This is a genomic window from Rhodococcus sp. B10 (assembly GCF_011770055.1).
Lineage (GTDB): Bacteria > Actinomycetota > Actinomycetes > Mycobacteriales > Mycobacteriaceae > Rhodococcoides > Rhodococcoides kyotonensis_B.
In genome coordinates this window covers 12,651-33,635 of the sequence record NZ_JAAFYV010000028.1, presented here as the reverse complement: position 1 = coordinate 33,635, position 20,985 = coordinate 12,651, and the positions used below count along the sequence as shown (strand labels likewise).

The window sequence follows — 20,985 nt, the reverse complement described above, 5'->3', positions numbered from 1 at the left end:
AACTTCATGTACGACTACATCCGCGACGGTGCGGAGATCTACCGGCAGTCCTTCGCGACCATTCGGGCGGAGGCCGATCTGTCAGCATTCGCACCCGAGGTCGCGCAGGTCGTCGTCCGGATGATCCACGCATGCGGTGAAGTCGATCTGACCGAGGTCGTCGCCGCCACCGACGACGTCGTCTCGACGGCCCGCGCCGCGCTGAGGGCAGGCGCGCCGATTCTGTGCGACGCCAACATGGTGGCCGCAGGCGTCACGCGTCGGAGATTGCCTGCCGACAACGACGTGCTCTGCACGTTGTCCGATCCAGCGGTTCCCTCTCTCGCCGAGAAGCTCGGCACCACGCGCACCGCGGCGGCGCTCGAGCTGTGGGGCGAGAAGCTGGACGGCGCGGTCGTCGCGATCGGTAATGCTCCGACAGCTCTGTTCCATCTGCTCGAGATGCTCGCTGCAGGTGCTCCCCGACCGGCCGCGATCGTCGGCGGCCCTGTCGGATTCATCGGTGCAGCCGAGTCGAAGGAAGACCTGATCGCGTCCGAGCTCGGGCTCGACTACATCGTCGTCCGCGGTCGGCGCGGTGGAAGCGCCATCACGGCGGCCGCCGTCAACGCCATTGCGAGCGAGGAAGAATGAGCGTGCAACACGGGAAATTGTGGGGCGTCGGGCTCGGCCCGGGCGATCCGCAACTGGTGACCGTCAAGGCCGCCCGCGTCATCGGCGAGGCCGACGTCGTCGCCTTCCACAGTGCGCGGCACGGCCGAAGCATCTCGCGGGGCGTCGCTGCTGCCTACATGCGCGACGGCCAGATCGAAGAGCACCTCGTCTACCCCGTCACGACGGAGGCGACGGACCACCCGGGTGGATACCAGGGCGCGATCGACGAGTTCTACGAGGAATCCGCGGATCGACTCGCTGCCCACCTGTCCGCAGGTCGGTCGGTAGTCCTTCTGGCAGAGGGCGATCCGCTGTTCTACAGCTCGTACATGCACATGCACAAGCGGTTGTGCGATCGGTTCGACGTCGAGGTCGTTCCTGGCGTGACGTCGGTGAGCGCGGCGTCGGCGGCGTTGGCCACACCGCTCGTCGAACGCGACGAGGTCTTCACGGTCCTGCCGGGAACCCTGCCCGTCGAGGAGCTGACGCGTCGCCTCCGCACCACCGACGCGGCCGCGATCATGAAGCTGGGTCGCACCTACCCGAATGTCGTTCGTGCGCTGCGGGAATCGGGACGCTTGGACGAGGCGAAGTACGTCGAGCGGGCGAGCACACCCGCGCAGCGTGTTCTCGCCGCGGCCGAGGTCGACCCATCCGAGGTGCCGTACTTCTCGATCGCGATCGTTCCGAGCCCCGTCAACAACCCGGTGGCAGCACGCGGCGCGAGCACGACAGGTGAAGTGGTCGTCGTCGGACTCGGTCCTGGCGCGGACCGGTGGACCACCGACGAGGTGCGCCGGGAACTGGCGGTCGCGACCGATCTGGTCGGGTACGTCACCTACGTGGATCGAGTGCCGGTGCGCCCCGGGCAGACTCGCCACATCAGCGACAACAAGGTCGAGTCCGAACGTGCCGCGTTCGCGCTCGATCTGGCCAAGCGCGGCAAGCGTGTCGCCGTCGTCTCGTCCGGCGATCCAGGCGTGTTCGCGATGGCATCCGCCGTCGTCGAGGTCGCGGCGGAACCTCAGTGGTCCGGCGTGCCCGTCCGAGTCGTTCCGGGAATGACCGCAGCGAACGCCGTGGCGAGCCGAGTCGGCGCACCGCTCGGCCACGACTACGCCGTCATCTCGCTGTCGGATCGCTTGAAGCCGTGGGACGTCGTCGCGCAGAGGCTGTCCGCCGTGGCAGCCGCCGATATGGCGATCGCGATCTACAACCCTGCGTCGAAGTCGCGTACCTGGCAGGTGGCGGCGATGCGCGATCTCCTGCTCGAGCATCGTGGGCCGGACACACCGGTGATCATCGGTCGTGCGGTCGGCAGCGACGACGAGACGGTACGGACGGTGCGCCTCGCGGACCTCGATCCCGCGGACGTCGACATGCGGTGTCTGCTCATCATCGGCTCGTCGCAGACCACGGTCGTCGAGACCGGCAGCGGTACGCAGATATTCACGCCGCGGCGTTATCCCGAGGTGGCGGCCAACCCGTCATAGGTGGTCGTCCAACCAGGTCACGACGTCGGCGACCGAATCCGTCTCGAGGTCGCCGTGCGGGGGCCGCGGTCGTTCGATCATGACGACCGGCAGCCCGAGTTCACGCGCGGCGACCAGCTTGGCTTCGGTCATCGCTCCCCCGCTGTTCTTCGACACGATCAGGTCGATGCGCCGACTCCGCATCAGGTCACGTTCGGCGTCGACGGTGAACGGGCCACGCGCCAGCAGCAACTCGTGTTGCGGGGGCAAGTCGGCGTCGGGCGGATCGATGCTTCGGACGAGGAACCACGATGTCGCATCGCCACCGAACGCACCGACGCCCTGACGTCCGATCGTCAGAAACACCCGCCGAGGCCTGTCGCCGACGATCGTTGCCGCGTCCTGCACCGACGCCGCGGCCGTCCAGCGGTCGCCGGGTCCGGGAACCCACGCCCGACGACGCAGCGCCGCAACGGGAATCGACGTCGTGGCGCCGGCCGCGACCGCGTTCTCCGAGATCTGCGCGGCGAACGGGTGAGTCGCGTCGACCACGGCACCGATGTCGTGTTCTCGAATCCAGGACGCGAGACCGTCGACGCCACCGAAACCGCCGACGCGGACACGTCCCGCGGGCAGCAACGGATCCCGCACACGGCCCGCCAGCGACGTCACGACATCGAATCGGCCGTCGCCGTCGAGAGACTGCGCGAGGGCGCGCGCGTCGGACGTGCCTCCCAGAATCAGAACTTTCACGGCTTGACCGAAACCCACTGCGCGACGGGCAGTTGCGGACGCCAGCTCGTGAACGACCCCAACGGCTCGCCGCGATAGATCTGGAACTTTCGCAGCGACCCGCCGTAACGCGAAACGCACTGCAGCAACAGCGCTTCCGACTCGGCAGTGACGGCGTTGGCGACGACGCGGCCACCGGATCGCACCCGTGCCCAGCACGCGTCGAGCATGCCGTCCTGGGTCAGCCCACCGCCGATGAAGAGTGCGTCGACCGGACCGTCGTCCGCCAAGTCCTCGAACGCAGACGGTGCGGCTCCGACGCATCGCAACGCAGGCACCCCGAGCGTCGACGCGTTCTGCGTGATCTGGGTTCGCCTGTGCGGCGCCGATTCGAAGACGACCGCACGGCACCGCGGATCGGTGCGCATCCATTCGATGGCAATGGATCCCGAGCCGCCGCCGACGTCCCACAACGTCTCGCCCGGTGACGGTGCGAGTGCGCCGACAGTGAGCGCGCGCACTTCCGCCTTGGTCAGCTGCCCGTCTCCGGCGTACGCGGTGTCGGGCAGACCGGGAACGCGCGTGAGCCTGGTCGTTCCGGAGAAGATGCATTCGATCGCGACGACGTTCAGCGCATCGGCCGCCCCCTCGGTCCACGTGTTCGCGGTGGAACGAACGGAGCGCTCCGCAGGTCCGCCCAGCTGTTCCAGGACGGTGACCCGCGACTCGCCGAACCCGTTCTGTCGCAACAACTCTGCGACAGCACCCGGAGTGGTGCCGTCACGCGAGAGCACCAGCACGTTCACCCCGTCGGCGAGGGCAGGTCCGAGCGCCCCGACGGGAGTGTTCACCAGGCTGACCGTCGTCGTGGTGTGCACTGCCCATCCCATCCGCGCGCAGGCCAACGACAGCGAGGACGGGGCGGGTATCACGTGCAGTCGGTCGGCGCCGAACACCCGCGCCAGCGTGACGCCGATCCCATGGAACATCGGGTCGCCGCTCCCCAGCACGCAGACCGAACGGCCGTCGAACTCGTCGATCGCACCGCGCAGCGTCGGCAGCATCGGACTGGCCCACTGCCGTTTTCGCGCGTCCGGCACCGGTACCGAATCCAACTGTCGGGCCGACCCGAACACGACGTCGGCCCGTTCCACGATCGCACGCGTTGCATCGGACAGTCCGTCCCAACCGTCGGCGCCGATACCCACGACGTCGATCGGTACGTCCACGGAGGCAGGCATCAGCGCGGCATCCTTCGCCAGATCCACGCCGGAAGTAGATTCATGACGATGTTGATCGGCGCGAGGATGCCGGGAATCCACACGCGGGCCCTACCGGCTTTCACTGCCCGCGCGGTCGCGTCGGCAACCTGCCCCGGCGTGCTCGAGAACGGCGCGGGAGTCATGCCCTCGGTCATCGAACCGATGACGAACCCTGGGCGCACCAGGAGCAACGACACACCGGATCCGTGCAACGCATCGGTCAATCCGGATGCGAATCCATCCAAGCCGGCCTTGGCGGAACCGTAGACGTAGTTGGCCTTGCGCACACGCTTGCCCGCGATCGAGGAGAACACGACGAGCTGTCCGCGTCCCTGCGCTCGCAGCAGGTTCGCGGCGTGCGTCAGAACGGACACCTGCGCCACGTAGTCCGTGTGCACGACGGCCACCGCATGCTCGGCGTCGACCTCGGCACGCGCTTGATCACCGAGGATCCCGAAGGCCAGGACGACGGTGCCGAGCGGCCCGTGTTCGTTCGCCACCGCTTCGAGCAAGGGGCGGTGTGAACTCAGGTCGTCGGCGTCGAACTCGACGGTGACGACGTCTCGCGCGCCCGCCGCGCGTACCCGCGCCACCTGCTCGGACAGATCGTCCTTCCGCCGCGCTGCCAGTACGACGGTTCGTCCCTGCGCGAGCCGAACGGCCAGCTCGACGCCGATCTCGCTGCGGCCGCCGAGCAACAGAAGTGTCTCGTGGTCGTAAGTGGTCGTCACGTCACACAGTCTGTCCGATTAACGTTTCGTCCATGGCTACCACCCCCGCCGACCCTTCGTCACTGACCGAAGAGGCACTGCAGTTCCTCACCGACCGCCATCTCGCGACGCTGACGACACTGCGACCGGATTCCACACCCCACGTCGTCGCCGTCGGGTTCACCTGGGATCCGGACGCCGGCATCGCTCGCATCATCACCAGCGGTCGATCCCAGAAAGCGATCAACGCAGCCCGTGGTGGATACGCGGCAGTGAGCCAGGTCGACGGGGCGCGCTGGCTGACGCTCGAAGGCCCCGCCGAGGTCCTGACCGAGCGTCCGGACGTCGCCGAGGCCGAGCGACGCTACGCCGAGCGGTACCGCGTCCCCCGTGAGAATCCGGAACGAGTCGTCATCCGAATCGCGGTCCAGCGCGTTCTGGGCTCCAAATCCTTGCTCGGGCGGTGACAGCTCGTTCCCGCGGGGACTAGTCGACGGGAAGAACCGTGAGGCCGTGCGGACGGAGGTTGACCGATTCGCAGCCGTCGGCGGTGACGACGACGATGTCCTCGATCCGGGCTCCCCACTCGCCCCGGAAGTAGATACCGGGTTCGACACTGAAGGCCATTCCTTCGGTCAGTTCGATGTCGTTGCCGGAGACGATGTACGGCTCCTCGTGCACCGAGAGTCCGATCCCGTGGCCCGTCCGGTGCAGGAACGCCTCTCCGAGCCCCTCGGCCGCCAGGATGTCGCGAGCCGCTGCGTCGATCGACTGCGCCGTCACTCCGGGCCGCACCGCGTCGACCGCGGCCTGCTGTGCGCGTTCGAGCACCGCGTACTGCGAGGCGATCTCCGGCGTCGGCTCACCGAGCACGTAGGTGCGCGTCGAATCCGAGTTGTAGCCCGGTGCGACGGGCCCACCGATGTCGATGACGACGACGTCACCTGCTTCGATGACCCGGTCGGACACCTCGTGGTGCGGGTCGGCGCCGTGAGGGCCGGACCCGACGATGATGAACTCGGCTCCGGTGTGGCCTTCGTCGACGATGGCCGCACCGATGTCCGCGGCGACGTCGGCCTCGGTGCGGCCCACCTTCAAGAACTCCCCCATCCGTGCATGTACGCGGTCGATGGCCTGACCGGCCCGACGAAGTGCGTCGATCTCCGCATCGTCCTTGATCATGCGCAGGCGCCGCAGCACGTCCGTTGCCAACACCGGTACCCGGCCGACGGCCGCGGCCAACGGAACGAAGTGCAGCGCGGGCATGGCGTCGTCGACGGCCGTTGCGGCGCCGGGGTGCAGCGCCTCGGCCACCAGATCGTAGGGGCTGACGCCGTCGACCCAGTCGGTGATCTGCAGTCCCAGCTCCGCCACCGCGGAGTCGGTCAATGCCGCCAGCTCCAAGCGGGGTACGACGACCGTCGGCGTTTCACCGTCGGCAGGCACGACGAGGCAGATCAGTCGCTCGAAGGAACTGGCTCTCGAGCCGACGAGATACTGCAGGTCCGGTCCGGGCGTGATCAGCAGTGCCGCGAGCCCAGCCTCCCGCGCGTACTCCGCGGCGCGGGACAGGCGGGAGGCGTAGACCTCGGACGGAAAACGGGCAGCCGAATGTGTCGAATCGGAACTCATGACTTCAGGCTATCGGCGTTTGGCAAGATGTTGCCCATGACAGCCCCGGGAAAGTCGCCCTTGCTCCTTCTCGACGGAGCCAGCCTGTGGTTTCGCGCCTACTACGCTCTGCCCGAATCGATTACGGCTCCCGACGGAAGACCCGTCAACGCGGTCCGCGGCTTCATCGACATGGTGGCCGCACTGATGACGCGCACCGAGCCGTCGCGCATGGCTGTCTGCTTGGATCTGAACTGGCGACCGCAGTTCCGCGTCAACGCGGTCCCGTCGTACAAGGCACACCGAGTCGCCGAGGCAGTCGTCGGCAGCCCCGACAGCGAGGAAGTGCCCGAGACTCTGACACCCCAGGTCGACATGATCATGGACGTACTGGCCGCGGCCGGTGTCGCGACCGCGGGCGCCGAGGGACTCGAAGCCGACGACGTCCTGGGCACGCTCGCTGCCCGCGAACGCACCGACCCTGTCGTCGTCGTCAGTGGCGACCGAGATCTCCTCCAGGTCGCCGCCGACGAACCCAACGAGGTACGCGTGCTGTACGTGGGGCGCGGACTCGCGAAGGCCGAATTGTTCGGGCCCGTCGAGGTCGCCGAGAAGTACGGCGTCCCGCTGCACCGTGCGGGCGACGCCTATGCCGAACTCGCTCTGCTTCGGGGTGATGCGTCCGACGGGCTACCGGGCGTCAAGGGTGTGGGCGAGAAGACCGCGTCGACGCTCATGCTGCGGTTCGGCTCGATCGAGGCGCTCCGCGCGGCCGCGTCCGATCCGACATCCGATCTGGCACAGGGCATTCGAGCGAAGTTGGCCGCAGCGAGCGACTATCTCGACGCCGCGCTACCGGTGGTGCGCGTCGTCCGGGACGCCGACGTCGTGTTCTCGCGTTCCGACGTCATCCCCGCGGTTCCGGCCGACGAGGCACGGCTGGCGGAGTTGGCGTCCGAACTGGGTATCGGCAACGCCGTGAATCGACTGACCACTGCCATGTCGACTCACGGCGCTCGCTGACTCGATCGGAACGCGGTCAGCGCGGCCGCGACACCTCGTACGTGCCGTCGTCGTCGGTGAACGTCAACGTCACGGTTCGCGAGATCCCGTCGACGTTCAACGAGCAGTCGAACGAGTTGCCGCGCTTGACATCCTGGCCGTCCGGGCACGACACGTCGGTCACTCCCGACGATCCGTAGGTGCCGGTCACGATTTCCTCGACGCCGGACTCGGCCGCCGTCCGATCCAGGGTCTTGCCCCCGCCGAGCGTGGCGAACAGAACGCCGCCGATGACGGCAATGGCCAGGACCAGGCCGAGGATGACGAACAGCGGAGTTTTCGAGCTGCTTCCCTGCGACGGCTGCTTACCCGGATTCCACGGCTGCTGCCCCTGCGGATACTGCCCTTGACCCGGCTGACCCTGACCTGGCTGACCCTGGCCGTACGCCTGCTGCGGATACTGGCCGTACTGCCCGGGCTGCTGCCCGTACTGCTGTTGACCGGGTTGCTGTCCGGGATACTGGCCCTGCGGATAGCCACCCTGCGGGTACTGCCCCTGCGGATAGCCCTGTGGGTACTGACCCTGCGGGTACTGCCCCTGCTGGTACTGGCCCTGTGGGTACTGACCCTGTGGGTACTGACCCTGCGGATAGTGGCCCTGAGGGTTCGGGTACTGGCCACCCTGGGGATTCTGAGCCTGCGGATTCTGAGCCTGCGGGTTCTCGGCCTGCGGAGTCTGGCCCTGCGGGTACTGGCCGTACGGCTGTTGCGAGTGCTGGCCCCACGCCTGCGCACCGGACTGCCCGGCGTCGGGTGCATCGCTCCCCGATTCACCCTGCGTACGGGACCACTGATCGTCAGGATTGCCAGGACCGTAAGGGCCGCTCATCTCGCCTCCACTGAGTTTCGATTTCTCGACCGATACCGTATCCCGCCGCGCCGACTCAGGCGGCATCGACGGCGACCACTCCACGACGCAGCGCCGAAATCGCCCGCGCTGCAGTCTTCGACAGCTCCGGATCGGGCGCTGCCAGGCGTACCTGATCCAGCAGATCGATGACCTGCCGACACCACCGGACGAAATCACCCCCTGACAGGGCTTTTCCGTGGTCACCGGCCGCGAGCAACGCGTCGACGAGCGAATTGTCGCTGGCCCAGCGGTACACGGCCTTGACGAATCCCATGTCGGGCTCACGCGTCGGCGGCAGCTTGTGGCGAACCTCGTCGGCATGCAGTTCTGTCCACACGCGGACCGTTTCGCCGAGTGCGAATCGAATAGGACCCGTCGGGCCGTGCGGGATCGGGTCGCCTTCCTGACGTGACTCGTAGACGACCGCGGACACCACCGCGGCGAGCTCGGCCGGCGACAACCCCCGCCACAACCCTTGCCGGAGGCATTCGGCGACGAGAAGATCCGATTCCGAGTAGATGCGGCCGAGGCGACTGCCGTTCTCGGTCACCGTCGGCGACTTGCCCGTGGTGATGTAATCGCGCTCGGCGAGCAAGGCCAGAATGCGATCGAAAGTTCGCGCGAGCGAGTTGGTCGTCGCGGACACCTTCTGACGCATCGTCTCGGTCTCTCGCGCAATTCGGTTGTAGCGCTCCCCGACTCGCCCGAGTTCGTCGCGATCGGGACGCGAGTGAACCGGATGCGACCGGATGCTGCGCCGCAGCGTCGCAAGCTCGCGATCGTCCGCCGCCGTCGATTTACGACGCCGCCTGTCCGACCCGGCCGTGATTCCCGTGGACCGGAGAGCCGCGGCCAAGTCACGACGGGTGCGAGCGGTGCGGTGATCGACGTGCCGTGGCAGGCGCATACGGCCGAGAGGGTCGGCAGGCGACGGGAAGTCCGCGGCCGAGAGTCGCCCGGCCCACTTGTCCTCGGTGAGGAAGAGCGGTCTCGGATCGCCGCGATCGTCGTCGGGTTCCAGTACGACGGCGAGGCCACTGCGACGGCCGCTCGGAATGGAGACGACGTCGCCGCGCTTCAATGCACGCAGTGACTCGACGGCCTTGTCGCGACGGTCCTGCCTCCCCTGGCGTTCGAGCGTCTTCTCACGCGCCTTGAGCCGTTCACGGAGGCTGGCGTACTCGAAGTACTCGCCCTCGGGTCCACCCAGCTTCGTACCGAGCTGAGCCAGCGTCGTCTCGTTCCGTTCGATGCCGCGCACGAGACCCACCACCGAACGGTCGGCCTGGAACTGGGCGAACGACCGCTCGAGAAGCGCGCGCGAATCCGGCGCCCCGAACTGCTCGACGAGGTTGATCGACATGTTGTAGCCGGGGCGAAACGAACTCCTGAGCGGGAACGTGCGCGTGGACGCGAGACCGGCGACCTCGGTCGGTTCGGTTCCCGGTTGCCACAGCACGACGGCGTGACCCTCGACGTCGATTCCGCGCCGACCGGCACGTCCCGTCAACTGCGTGTACTCGCCAGGCGTCAGCTCGGCGTGCGTCTCGCCGTTGTACTTGACGAGCTTCTCCAGCACCACGGTGCGCGCGGGCATGTTGATGCCGAGGGCGAGCGTTTCGGTCGCGAACACCGCGCGGACCAGCCCTTTGACGAACAGTTCTTCGACTGTGTGCCGGAACACCGGCAGCATTCCGGCATGGTGGGCGGCGAGTCCCCGCTCGAGCGCCTCACGCCACTCCCAGAACCCGAGCACCTCGAGATCCTGGCGTGGCAACTCCGACGTGTGCTTGTCGACGATGTAGCGGATTTCCTCGGCCTGTTCCGGGGTCGTCAGCGCCAACCTCGATCGCAGACACTGCGTCAGCGCGGCGTCGCATCCCGCACGGGAGAAGATGAACGTGATCGCCGGAAGCAGTCCCTCCTGATCGAGGCGCGCGATGACCTCGGGGCGCGGAAGCGGTCGGTTGTTGACGCTGCCGCTGTAACTGCCACCGCCACCGGAGCGCCCGCGGCCGCGACTGTGGGGGGCCTGCCAGCGATCGACGTGGTCGAGTGCCTGACGCTGCTTGACGTGTCGGACGAGTTCCTTGTCGACGACGACCTTCGATGCGCCGTCTGCATTGGCCCTGCTGTCGAACAAATCGAAGAGGCGACGACCGACCATGATGTGCTGGGACAGCGGAACCGGCCGGTTCTCGTCCACGACCACCGTCGTGTCTCCCCGGACCGTCTCCATCCACGCACCGAACTCCTCGGCGTTGCTGACCGTCGCGGACAAGCTGACCAGTCGAACGTCCTGCGACAGGTGCAGGATCACTTCCTCCCACACCGCGCCGCGGAAGCGGTCGGCGAGGTAGTGCACCTCGTCCATCACGACATGCGACAAGCCGCGAAGTGCGTCGGACGACGCGTACAGCATGTTCCGCAGCACCTCGGTGGTCATGACGACGACCGGCGCGTCCGGATTGATGCTCGAATCACCGGTGAGCAAGCCGACCGATTCGCGCCCGTAGCGGGCGGTCAGATCGGCGAACTTCTGGTTGCTGAGCGCCTTGATCGGCGTCGTGTAGAAGCACTTGCGACCTGCGGACAGCGCGAGATGAACCGCGAACTCGCCGATGACCGTCTTGCCCGCACCCGTCGGGGCACACACCAGCACGCCGTGACCGGCTTCCAGAGCGGTGCAGGCGTCGACCTGGAAACGGTCGAGAGGGAAATTCAGAGCGCCGGCGAATCTTTGCAATTCCGACGTGGAGACGGTCACTCGATCACGTCAGATCGTGTCGGTGAAATCCTGGTCGCGGCGAACGATCTGCTCGCGTGCTGACGGTGGCGTGACGGAAACCGGAGACTCGATGGGACTCGCGGAGTCGATCGACGTTGCCTCGTCATCGGACACATCACCCCAATCGTCGTTTCTCTTCCGCAATTTACGCCTGTCGTTCAGACGCGCGATCTGGACCGCGATCTCGAACAACAGCGTCAACGCCAGCGCCAGTGCCAGCATGGAGAACGGGTCCTGGCCCGGAGTCGCGATGGCTGCGAACACGAACAGGGCGAAGATCAGTCCGCGGCGCCATGCCTTGAGTCGTTCGTACGTCAAGACGCCGACGAAGTTCAGCGCGACCACCAACAGCGGAATCTCGAAACTGACTCCGAAGATGATCAGCAAATTGATGAGAAAGCCGAAATACTGCTCACCGCTGAGCGCGGTGATCTGCACGTTGTCACCGATCGACAGCAGGAAGTGCAGTCCCTTGGCGACGATGAAGTACGCGAGCACCGCACCGGCGACGAACAGCGTCGCCGCCGACGTCACGAAACCGATGGCGTACTTGCGTTCCTGCGAGTACAGGCCGGGCGTCACGAACGCCCAAATTTGGTACAGCCAGACCGGGCACGCCATCACGACGCCCGCGGTGAACGCAACCTTGAATCGCAGCAGGAATTGATCGAACGGTCCCGTCGCGAGGAGCCTGCACTCGTCGTCGCCACTCAGATTCGCCCGCAAGCTCGGGTCCAACGAACAGTACGGCCCACGCAGTAGGTCACCGAGACTCTCGATGCCGACGATCGTGTGTGAATACCAGAAGAACCCGAACGCAGTCGTCACTGCCATTGCCAGCAGCGACCACATCAGTCGGGTCCGCAGTTCGTACAGGTGATCGACCAACGACATCGTGCCGTCGGGATTCAGGCGGCGCTTGCTTCGCCGTGGATCGAACGGGATTCGCATTCTCTGTCTTCGCTCAGCAGTGAACCGGGGTGCAGGCGTGCACCCCGGTTTGCCCCAGTGTGTGGGTTACGTCAGGCGGACTTGGAGTCCGGCTGAACGTGAGCGTGCGCGTCGACCGGACGGGTCGAATCGAGCTGTGCCGGAGCTGCGGTCGGTGCGGCCGGAGCGTCGGACTTGCCGTCGTTCTGCATCTCCTTGACTTCGCTCTTGAAGATGCGCAACGAACGTCCGAGTCCACGAGCTGCGTCGGGCAGCTTCTTCGAACCGAACAGAATGACGACAACGAGCGCAACGATCGCCCAGTGCCACGGGCTCATGGCTCCCATGTTTACCTCCCAAGATCAGATGGTGTCGAGCGTACCCGAGTTTTCGGCGGGAACGCCGCCGAGGACCGGTCGTTTCCTGTTCGTTCATCTGTATTGAGCCGAACGAAACAACAGGCTCCGAGTCACTCCAGGTCCGCGTACGCAGCCAGCGCCGACCGCGCGCGGTTCTCGACGCTGCGCTGCAGCTCAGGGGGCCCGAGAACGGTGACGCCTTCGCCGAAGCCCAACGTCAGACGCGTCATCCAGGCGAGGGTCGCGAAACGCATGGTCACCGTCAGCGAGCCGTCGGCGTCGGCGCCGACCTGCGTCATCGGGTAGTAATCCATCACCCACGCGTATCCGGGAGCGATACGCAGCCGCGCCTGAGGCAGCGTCGGGTCGTCGTTGAAGATGTCGAAACTGTCGTCCTGCGGCACACCCTCCGGGGGCCGCGACGGCTCGTCGAGTTCCACGGCGCGATCGATTCGGTCGAAACGGAACAGCCGCACACCTTCCGCACGACGGCACCACGCCTGCAGGTAACTGTGATCGTCGATCAAGACGGTGCGGATCGGGTCGACGACGCGTTCGGACACTGCGTCGCGGGACGCCGAGTAGTAGGTCAGATCGAGCGCGTGCTGGTTGCGCGACGCGGACCGCACTGCCGCCGCCGCCTCGTTCTCGACTCCGGAAACGTCGTCGCCACCGTCCGAGGACGACGGCACGTTCGCCGCCGCGGTACCGGCGGCGTCCTCGATCTTCGCGATCGCACGCTGCGCTGCCGACGGATCCACCATTCCCGGCATGGCCGTCAACGTTCGAAGCGCCACGAGCAAGGCGGTCGCCTCCGTGGACGTCAACCGCAGCGGGCGATCGATTCCTGCCGAGAACGTCACCTCGATGCTCTCCTCGGAGAACGACAGATCGATGAGATCACCGGGTCCGTAGCCGGGCAGTCCGCACATCCACAGCTGATTGAGGTCGGCCATCAGAGTGCTCGTGGACACGCCGAGTTCGTCGGCCGCTTCGGCCGCGCTCATGCCCGGATTGGCGAGGAAGAACGGAACCATGTTGAGCAACCGAGCGAGCCGCACCGACAGACGCGCGCTCATCGTTGCATTCCGAACACTCCGGTGGTCATGTTCGCGGTCGACTCGACGCCGGCGTCACCGGCGACGGATCGGAGCGTGGTGAGCACGTCCTGACGCAGTTCGAGCGGTGCGAGCACCAGCGCATCGGCACCGTGTCCGGCGACCAACCGGGTCACCCATTCCCACGAGCGCACCGGAATCTGCAACACCGATCCCGTTCGACCGCCGACGGTGCGATGCTCGACGACGTCGCCCAGGCGTCTGATTTCGAGCGCACGGTCGTCGGCGACCCAGATGGTGGCCGTCCCACTCACCTCCGCGGTCCCCGCGACGCGCTCCACGATCGCCTGCAGATCGACGTCGTCCGGCTTTCCGACGCTTCCCGCCCTTCCGAACGTCGTCACGTCGTCTCCGATGCGCGACAGACGGAAGGTACGAACGTCGTCTCGATCGAGGTCGTGACCCACCAGATACCAGCGCCCGCGGAACGTGACGACGCCCCACGGCTCGACCGTTCGGGTGGTGAACGGATCCGACGTCGAACTCCGGTGATCGAACTTGACCGAACGGCCGGCGTCGATGGCCGCCAGCAGCGCGCCGAGCGCAGGTTCCGATCCCCGTGTACGCGCGGGCACAGCCGTCACGGACGCGGCCGACTCGTCCTGGTCCACCTGGATGCCCGCGGCGCGAAGCTTCAGCAGAGCGCTCTGCGCGGCGGAGGTGAGCTCGGGCGACTCCCACAGCTGAACGGCGACGGCGACGGCTGCTGCCTCCTCCCGACTCAGATCGATGTCGGGCAGTTCGTAGGCGTCGCGGTTGATGCGGTACCCCTCTACACCGTTGTTCCCGACGGACACGCCCGTCTCCAGAGGAACGCCCAGGTCGCGGAGTTCGTTCTTGTCGCGCTCGAACATCCGACCGAACGCCTCGTCGCTTGCCGAATCCCCGTATCCCGCGACGCTTTCCCTGATCCGCTCCGCCGTCACGAACTGACGCGTCGACAACAGACAGATGACCAAGTTCATCAATCGTTCGACTTTGCTGATCGCCACGTGAAGAAGCCTAATGGTCGTAGCGAAGACTGCTACATCGACGCGATCAACCGCTCGACACGCTCGTCGACGCTGCGGAACGGGTCCTTGCACAGAACGGTGCGTTGTGCCTGGTCGTTGAGCTTGAGATGCACCCAGTCCACGGTGAAGTCACGACCTGCCTCCTGCGCGGCAGTGATGAATTCGCCCCGCAGCTTCGCGCGCGTCGTCTGCGGCGGCACGTCGACGGCCTCGTCGATCTGATCGTCCTCGGTGACGCGCTTGGCGAGACCCTTGCGCTGCAGTACGTCGAAGACGCCTCGGCCCCGCTTGATGTCGTGGTAGGCCAGATCCAGCTGTGCGATCTTGGGATCGGACAGTTCGATGGAATACCGGTCCTGGTAGCGCTGGAACAACTTGCGCTTGATCACCCAGTCGATCTCGGTGTCCACCTTGGCGAAGTCCTGGGCTTCGACGGCGTCGAGGGTGCGGCCCCACAAGTCGACGACCTGCTCGACCTGGGTGTCGTGCTCTCGGGTCTTCAGATGTTCGACGGCGCGAGAGTGGTACTCGCGCTGTATCTCGAGGGCACTGGCCTGCCGTCCACCCGCCAGACGGACGGGCCTGCGACCCGTCAAGTCGTGACTGACTTCGCGGATCGCGCGAATCGGGTTGTCCAGAGCGAAGTCTCGGAACGCGACACCTGCTTCGATCATCTCGAGAACGAGCGCGGCGGTGCCGACCTTGAGCATCGTGGTGGGCTCGGCCATGTTCGAATCGCCGACGATGACGTGCAGGCGACGGTACTTTTCGGCGTCCGCGTGCGGCTCGTCGCGGGTGTTGATGATCGGGCGCGACCGAGTCGTCGCCGACGAGACGCCTTCCCAGATGTGCTCGGCGCGCTGCGACAGGCAGAACGTGGCGGCCTTGGGCGTCTGCAGCACCTTGCCCGCTCCGCAGATCAGCTGACGGGTGACCAGAAACGGCAGCAACACGTCCGAGATGCGCGAGAACTCACCGGCTCGCTGGACGAGGTAGTTTTCGTGGCAGCCGTAGGAATTGCCTGCCGAATCGGTGTTGTTCTTGAACAGGTAGATGTCGCCGCCGATGCCTTCCTCGGCGAGGCGCTGCTCGGCGTCGATGAGGAGGTCTTCGAGAACGCGCTCGCCGGCACGATCGTGCGTGACGAGTTGGAGCAGACTGTCGCACTCGGCGGTCGCGTATTCGGGATGCGAACCGACGTCGAGGTAGAGGCGCGCGCCGTTGCGGAGAAAGACGTTGGAGCTACGTCCCCACGACACGACACGCCGGAAGAGGTAGCGGGCTACCTCGTCGGGGCTGAGTCGCCTGTGCCCGTGGAACGTACACGTCACACCGAATTCGGTCTCGATGCCCATAATTCGTCGCTGCACACTTCGACAGTACAACGCAGACGGCGCCGATGATGGCTCCCAACACACCGCATTCGGCGAGTGCCGGGCCTGCACACCTAGGCTCGACGCATGAGGTCCCGTTCCGCTTCGTTCGCACCCGGGTCGTTCCGCACGCTTCACTCCTGTTCCAGCCGAGTTCACGCGTGGGACGAGGCGATGTTCGACCGAACTGCGACACTGCGGGCTTCGGTTGCCGATCCTGCACTCCGTGCGCTGAGCACGGCAGCGAACCACAGCGTCCTGTGGGGAGTGGCCGGAAGCATCCTTGCGTTGCGTCCGGGTCGTACACGCCGCGGAGCCGTTCGAGGCGTGCTCGCCGTCGGCGCGGCGAGCGCCGTTGCGAACGGACTTCTCAAGCCGCTCTTCCCGCGGACGCGTCCCGGCACCGAACTGACGCCGCTCGTTCGTCGTCTTCTGTCGCCCCCGGTGTCGTCGTCGTTCCCGTCCGGCCACTCGGCGTCCGCCGCGGCGTTCGTCACCGGCGTCGCGCTCGAATCGCCTGCGGCGGGGGCCGTCCTCGCCCCGGTCGCCGCAGCAGTCTGCTACTCACGCGTGCACACCGGCGTTCATTGGCCGAGCGACGTCGTCGCCGGTGCCGCACTGGGCGCAGCGCTCGCTCTTTCCACCCGCCGTTGGTGGGCGGTGCGTACCGAGGAACCTGCCGACGTACGGGGAGAATGCGATGCTCCCGCACTCCCCCGCGGCGGCGGGTTGTTGGTCCTGACGAATTCGGGGGCCGGCACGGACGACGACGGCATCACGAACGACATTCGTCGATACCTCCCCGATGCCGAACTGTTCGAGCCTGACCTCGATCTGGATTTCGGTGAGCAACTCGAACGGCGCATCGCGACGGCCCAGCCGCGGGCGCTCGGGGTGTGCGGCGGCGACGGTTCGATCGTCGCAGTCGCCGATTCCGCTGTGCGGCACGGTCTTCCGCTGGCCGTGTTCCCCGGCGGAACATTGAATCACTTCGCGCGCGATGCGGGCGTCGTCGACGTGAAAGCGACGGCGTCGGCCATCGAGAACGGACGTGCTGCCGTGGTCGACGTCGCGACCGTGCGTGTGGACGACGCGCGCACGGTGTCGTTCGTCAACACCTCGACGTTCGGCGGCTACCCGGACTCGGTGCGCATTCGCGAGAAGCTGCAAGGGCGAATCGGGAAATGGCCTGCCGCAGCGGTGGCCATGGCGCGCGTCCTCGCCGCGGCCGAGCCGCTCGACGTCACGATCGACGGCCGGCGCAAGGCAGTGTGGATGCTGTTCGTCGGGAACGGTCGGTACTCGCCGTCCGACCAGGTTCCGATGTCGCGGGACTCCATCGGCTCGGGAACCCTCGACGTGCGCTACCTGCCGTCGAAGCCGTTTCTGTCTCGAACGCGTCTGCTGCTGGCGGCCGCGACCGGCACGCTCGGGTCGTCGTCGACGTACGTCTGCGAACGAGTTCGGTCCGTGACGGTGTCCGTCGTCGGACCGGAGGTGGCACTCGCGACCGACGGCGAGGTCACCGCGGACGGCCGTGTGTTCGAGTTCGCCAGCGGAACCGGCGTCGCACTCTACCGCGATCGGTAGGACGCGACGCCGGCCCGAAGTGCCGATGGGTTACGCGGGAAGCAGATCTTCCAGCGCCGGGCCTGCGATCCTGCGGAACGCACGCCGCGGGCGTGCCTGATCGAGCACGGCGACCTCGAGCGAGCTGACCTCGAGAACCTTCTTCTCAACGTCGGCGGAACCGCCTGCTGTCGCCCCGGAACCTGCGCCTGAACCGTCGGACAACGCCGCGACGGCGATCTTCACCGCAGAGGCGAGGTCGAGCCCGGGGCGGTAGGACTCGCGCAGTGCCGTCACGATCGGCTCGGTCGTGCCGCCCATGACGACGAAATCCTGCTCGTCGACGATCGACCCGTCGTAGGTGATGCGATAAAGCTGCGTCGACGGGGCCTCGTCGGAGTGAGAGACCTCGGCGACGCAGATCTCGACCTCGTACGGCTTCAACTGCTCCGTGAAGATCGTGCCGAGGGCCTGCGCATACGTCTTGGCGAGCGAGCGGCCGGTGACGTCACGCCGGTCGTACGTGTAGCCCTTGGTGTCCGCGTGCAGAATGCCTGCCTTGCGCAGGCTCTCGAACTCGTTGTACTTGCCGACCGCCGCGAATCCGAGACGGTCGTACAGCTCACTGACCTTGTGCAGCGCCGTCGAACGGTTCTCCGCAACGAACAGAACCCCGTCGGCGAACGTGAGAACGATGACGCTTCGGCCCCGTGCGATGCCCTTGCGCGCGAGCTCCGAGCGATCGCGCATGATCTGCTCGGCCGACGCGTAGTACGGCATGGTCATGACGCGGTCCCCCCTTGCGATGCATTTCGGGCTTCGGCCGCGCGCTGCGCGATGACAGCCTGCGCCGCGTCCGCGATACGAGATTCCGCTACCGGAGCGGCACCGACGCTGGTGACCGCCACGGCCGTGGGGTAGATCCCCCGCGTGACGTCGGGACCACCGGTTGCCGAATCGTCGTCCGCGGCGTCGAACAATGCCTCGACGACGGCAGCGAGGGCTTCATCTTCGGTGGCACCGGGCGTGTACAGCTTCTTGAGCGCTGCCTTGGCGAACAGGGAGCCCGACCCGACTGCGTGATATCCCGACTGCTCCTCGTACCGTCCACCCACGATGTCGTACGAGACGATGCGGCCCGCTTTCTCCGGCTCGTTGACGTCGATGTCGAAACCGACGAGAAGCGGGACGGCAGCCAGACCTTGCATCGCGGCACCCAGGTTGCTGCGCACCATCGAGGACAGCTTGTTGGCCTTGCCGTTGAACGTGAGCGGAACGCCCTCGATCTTCTCGTAATGCTCCAGTTCGACCGCGAACAGGCGAACCAGTTCGATCGCGATACCTGCTGTGCCTGCGATGCCCGCCGCCGAGTACTCGTCGGTGACGAACACCTTCTGCATGTCCCGATTCGCGATCAGGTTTCCCTGCGTCGCGCGCCGGTCTCCCGCAATGAGGACGCCACCGGCGAAGGTCACGGCGACGATGGTCGTGCCGTGCGGCGCAACGTCCGACATACCGTGGCCGGCCGCCGTCATGCGGCCCTCGGGGAGCAGATGTGGTGCATGGTCGCGCAGGTAATCGGTGAACGACGAGTGATGAGAGCCGAACGACGGCAACAGATCACGCGGGGCGTGTCCGGCTGTGCGATCCTCCGTCACTGGCCGCCCTTCTGAACGTAGGCGCGAACGAAATCTTCAGCGTTCTCCTCGAGCACGTCGTCGATCTCGTCGAGAAGGTCGTCGGTCTCCTCCGCCAGCTTCTCGCGACGTTCCTGACCACCACCGGCCTCGCCTGGGACCTCGTCGTCGCCGTCGCCACCGCCAGAGCGCCGTGTCTGCTCCGTAGCCATAGTCGCCGACCTCCTTACGTATTCGCATCGATGTGCTCGGACCTTCACCCTACCGATTCGATACGCGCCAGGGGTGGCAAGACACAACGTCCGACGACTTCGAATACCGGGGACGGCGGCGCAGCCGCAGATCAGGTGGTCAGTTGCTCGACGAGTTCGGCGGCCGTTTCCGCGGTCTCCAGAAGTTCGCCGACGTGCGCCTTGCTGCCGCGCAGCGGCTCGAGCGTCGGGATTCGGACGAGCGAGTCGCCGCCCAGGTCGAAGATCACCGAATCCCAACTGGCAGCAGCGATGTCGGCCCCGAACTTGCGCAGAACCTCTCCGCGGAAATAGGCGCGCGTGTCCGCGGGCGGCGTCGACACGGCGTCGAGAACCTGCTGCTCGGTGACGAGCCGCTCCATCGAGCCGCGCGCCACGAGGCGGTTGTACAGGCCCTTGTCCAGGCGGACGTCGGAGTACTGCAGGTCGACGAGGTGCAGCCGGGGCGCCGACCAGCCGAGCCCTTCGCGCTGACGGAATCCCTCGAGCAACCGCAGCTTCGCAGGCCAGTCCAGCAGGTTCGCACACTCCATGGGATCACGTTCGAGCAGATCGAGCACCATGGCCCACTTGTCCAGGATGTCGGCGACGCGGGGGTCGTCGTTGCCCTCACTCGCCACGAACTTCGCGACGCGCTGGTGGTAGATGCGCTGCAAGGCCAGGCCCGTCAGTTCCCGCCCGTCGGCGAGTGCAACCGCCTGACGCAGCGTCGGGTCGTGGCTGATCTGATGAACGGCCGTGACTGGACGAGCCAGCTGCAGGTCCGACAGGTCGACGCCCGCTTCGATGATGTCGAGGACGAGAGCCGTCGTGCCCACCTTGAGGTACGTCGCCATCTCGGCGAGGTTCGCGTCGCCGATGATGCAGTGCAGCCGGCGGTACTTGTCCGCGTCGGCGTGCGGCTCGTCGCGCGTGTTGATGATGCCGCGCTTCAGCGTGGTCTCGAGCCCCACCTCGACCTCGATGTAGTCTGCGCGCTGCGACAGCTGGAAACCGGCCTCGTCGCCCGACTGCCCGAGACCGACCCGTCCGGACCCCGTGATGACCTGGCGGGATGCAAAGAACGGTGACAGTCCGGCGATCACCGCGGAGAACGGCGTCTCTCGCGACATCAGGTAGTTCTCGTGCGTGCCGTACGACGCGCCCTTGCCGTCGACGTTGTTCTTGTAGAGCTGCAGACGCGGCGCTCCGGGAACACTCGACGCGTGGCGAGCGGCCGCCTCCATGACGCGTTCGCCCGCCTTGTCCCAGATGACGGCGTCGAGCGGGTCGCTCACCTCCGGTGCCGAATACTCGGGGTGGGCGTGGTCGACGTACAACCGTGCGCCGTTGGTCAGGATCATGTTGGCGGCGCCGACCTCGTCGGCGTCGATGACCGGGGCCGGCCCGCTGAAGCGACCCAGATCGAATCCGCGTGCGTCGCGCAAGGGTGACTCGACCTCGTAATCCCACCTGGTTCGCTTCGCACGCGGCACTCCGGCCGCCGCGGCGTACGCCAGCACGGCCTGGGTGGATGTCAGGATCGGATTCGCCGTCGGTTCGCTCGGTGACGAAATTCCGTACTCGACCTCGATACCGATGATGCGCTGCATAA

20 protein-coding genes are annotated in these 20,985 nt (G+C 66.6%); 5 read left to right on the top strand and 15 right to left on the bottom strand.

Annotated elements, in window-relative coordinates; all coding sequences use genetic code 11:
• Positions 1-6: 6 nt before the first annotated feature.
• Together RhoFasB10_RS18280 and cobJ are read left to right on the top strand one after the other, a co-directional pair.
• The gene (locus RhoFasB10_RS18280; protein ID WP_068425859.1) at positions 7-633 is read left to right on the top strand and encodes a precorrin-8X methylmutase; all 627 of its coding nucleotides are present in this window, start codon (positions 7-9) and stop codon (positions 631-633) included.
• Positions 630-2,147 carry a precorrin-3B C(17)-methyltransferase gene (gene cobJ / locus RhoFasB10_RS18275; protein WP_167677793.1) on the top strand — a complete coding sequence of 506 codons (1,518 nt, stop codon included), beginning with the start codon at positions 630-632 and terminating at the stop codon, positions 2,145-2,147. The genes RhoFasB10_RS18280 and cobJ overlap by 4 nt, the downstream gene beginning before the upstream one ends.
• Here cobJ and RhoFasB10_RS18270 read toward each other — a convergent pair.
• The 3 genes from RhoFasB10_RS18270 to RhoFasB10_RS18260 are packed head-to-tail and all read right to left on the bottom strand — an operon-like array spanning position 2,142 to position 4,860.
• Entirely contained in the window at positions 2,142-2,879 is a 738-nt protein-coding gene (locus RhoFasB10_RS18270; RefSeq protein ID WP_157105275.1) for a cobalt-precorrin-6A reductase, read from the bottom strand. The two genes, cobJ and RhoFasB10_RS18270, sit on opposite strands and share 6 nt — an antisense overlap.
• A complete protein-coding gene (locus tag RhoFasB10_RS18265) occupies positions 2,876-4,099 on the bottom strand; it encodes a bifunctional cobalt-precorrin-7 (C(5))-methyltransferase/cobalt-precorrin-6B (C(15))-methyltransferase (RefSeq protein ID WP_068425861.1) in 1,224 nt (407 codons plus the stop codon). Before RhoFasB10_RS18265 ends, RhoFasB10_RS18270 begins: the two co-directional genes overlap by 4 nt.
• Positions 4,099-4,860 (bottom strand): SDR family NAD(P)-dependent oxidoreductase, encoded by a 762-nt coding sequence (locus RhoFasB10_RS18260; protein WP_157105276.1) that lies wholly within the window; start codon positions 4,858-4,860, stop codon positions 4,099-4,101. The genes RhoFasB10_RS18265 and RhoFasB10_RS18260 overlap by 1 nt, the downstream gene beginning before the upstream one ends.
• Before the next feature lie 23 nt (positions 4,861-4,883).
• Between RhoFasB10_RS18260 and RhoFasB10_RS18255 the strand changes: the two genes are divergently transcribed.
• Complete coding sequence (locus RhoFasB10_RS18255; RefSeq protein WP_068424117.1) at positions 4,884-5,297, top strand: PPOX class F420-dependent oxidoreductase; 414 nt, start codon at positions 4,884-4,886, stop codon at positions 5,295-5,297.
• A 19-nt stretch (positions 5,298-5,316) separates the two neighbouring features.
• Here the strand turns inward: RhoFasB10_RS18255 and RhoFasB10_RS18250 are convergent, their stop codons facing one another.
• The gene (locus RhoFasB10_RS18250) at positions 5,317-6,462 is read right to left on the bottom strand and encodes a Xaa-Pro peptidase family protein (RefSeq protein ID WP_068424119.1); all 1,146 of its coding nucleotides are present in this window, start codon (positions 6,460-6,462) and stop codon (positions 5,317-5,319) included.
• A gap of 27 nt (positions 6,463-6,489) precedes the next feature.
• Between RhoFasB10_RS18250 and RhoFasB10_RS18245 the strand changes: the two genes are divergently transcribed.
• A complete protein-coding gene (locus RhoFasB10_RS18245; RefSeq protein WP_068424121.1) occupies positions 6,490-7,464 on the top strand; it encodes a 5'-3' exonuclease in 975 nt (324 codons plus the stop codon).
• A gap of 16 nt (positions 7,465-7,480) precedes the next feature.
• Here the strand turns inward: RhoFasB10_RS18245 and RhoFasB10_RS18240 are convergent, their stop codons facing one another.
• The 7 genes from RhoFasB10_RS18240 to pafA all read right to left on the bottom strand — a co-directional run bounded on the left by RhoFasB10_RS18240 (position 7,481) and on the right by pafA (position 15,931).
• The gene (locus RhoFasB10_RS18240; RefSeq protein ID WP_167677791.1) at positions 7,481-8,332 is read right to left on the bottom strand and encodes a DUF4333 domain-containing protein; all 852 of its coding nucleotides are present in this window, start codon (positions 8,330-8,332) and stop codon (positions 7,481-7,483) included.
• Positions 8,333-8,387: 55 nt separating this feature from the next.
• Positions 8,388-11,120: a DEAD/DEAH box helicase gene (locus tag RhoFasB10_RS18235; RefSeq protein ID WP_068424123.1), complete on the bottom strand. Its 2,733-nt coding sequence runs from the start codon at positions 11,118-11,120 to the stop codon at positions 8,388-8,390.
• A 9-nt stretch (positions 11,121-11,129) separates the two neighbouring features.
• Entirely contained in the window at positions 11,130-12,092 is a 963-nt protein-coding gene (gene tatC / locus RhoFasB10_RS18230; protein ID WP_167677789.1) for a twin-arginine translocase subunit TatC, read from the bottom strand.
• Positions 12,093-12,163: 71 nt separating this feature from the next.
• Complete coding sequence (gene tatA, locus RhoFasB10_RS18225) at positions 12,164-12,418, bottom strand: Sec-independent protein translocase subunit TatA (protein WP_068424127.1); 255 nt, start codon at positions 12,416-12,418, stop codon at positions 12,164-12,166.
• Positions 12,419-12,540: 122 nt separating this feature from the next.
• A complete protein-coding gene (locus RhoFasB10_RS18220; RefSeq protein WP_068424129.1) occupies positions 12,541-13,509 on the bottom strand; it encodes a YafY family protein in 969 nt (322 codons plus the stop codon).
• Positions 13,506-14,540, bottom strand: a complete 1,035-nt coding sequence (locus RhoFasB10_RS18215) for a YafY family protein (protein ID WP_084423673.1) — start codon at positions 14,538-14,540, stop codon at positions 13,506-13,508. Before RhoFasB10_RS18215 ends, RhoFasB10_RS18220 begins: the two co-directional genes overlap by 4 nt.
• A 32-nt stretch (positions 14,541-14,572) precedes the next feature.
• Positions 14,573-15,931: a Pup--protein ligase gene (gene pafA, locus RhoFasB10_RS18210; RefSeq protein WP_174551392.1), complete on the bottom strand. Its 1,359-nt coding sequence runs from the start codon at positions 15,929-15,931 to the stop codon at positions 14,573-14,575.
• Positions 15,932-16,108: 177 nt separating this feature from the next.
• Here pafA and RhoFasB10_RS18205 point away from each other — a divergent pair, with 177 nt between their 5' ends.
• Complete coding sequence (locus RhoFasB10_RS18205) at positions 16,109-17,524, top strand: bifunctional phosphatase PAP2/diacylglycerol kinase family protein (RefSeq protein ID WP_240931260.1); 1,416 nt, start codon at positions 16,109-16,111, stop codon at positions 17,522-17,524.
• Positions 17,525-17,554: 30 nt separating this feature from the next.
• On the opposite strand, the gene prcA is transcribed toward RhoFasB10_RS18205, so the two are convergent.
• The 4 genes from prcA to dop form a co-directional block, all read right to left on the bottom strand.
• Positions 17,555-18,289 (bottom strand): proteasome subunit alpha, encoded by a 735-nt coding sequence (gene prcA, locus RhoFasB10_RS18200; RefSeq protein ID WP_167677785.1) that lies wholly within the window; start codon positions 18,287-18,289, stop codon positions 17,555-17,557.
• On the bottom strand, positions 18,286-19,161 hold the full coding sequence (prcB, locus tag RhoFasB10_RS18195; RefSeq protein WP_167677783.1) for a proteasome subunit beta: 876 nt from the start codon (positions 19,159-19,161) through the stop codon (positions 18,286-18,288). The genes prcA and prcB overlap by 4 nt, the downstream gene beginning before the upstream one ends.
• Complete coding sequence (locus RhoFasB10_RS18190) at positions 19,158-19,352, bottom strand: ubiquitin-like protein Pup (RefSeq protein ID WP_068424137.1); 195 nt, start codon at positions 19,350-19,352, stop codon at positions 19,158-19,160. Before RhoFasB10_RS18190 ends, prcB begins: the two co-directional genes overlap by 4 nt.
• Before the next feature lie 131 nt (positions 19,353-19,483).
• Positions 19,484-20,983: a depupylase/deamidase Dop gene (gene dop / locus RhoFasB10_RS18185; RefSeq protein ID WP_068424139.1), complete on the bottom strand. Its 1,500-nt coding sequence runs from the start codon at positions 20,981-20,983 to the stop codon at positions 19,484-19,486.
• Positions 20,984-20,985 lie beyond the last annotated feature (2 nt).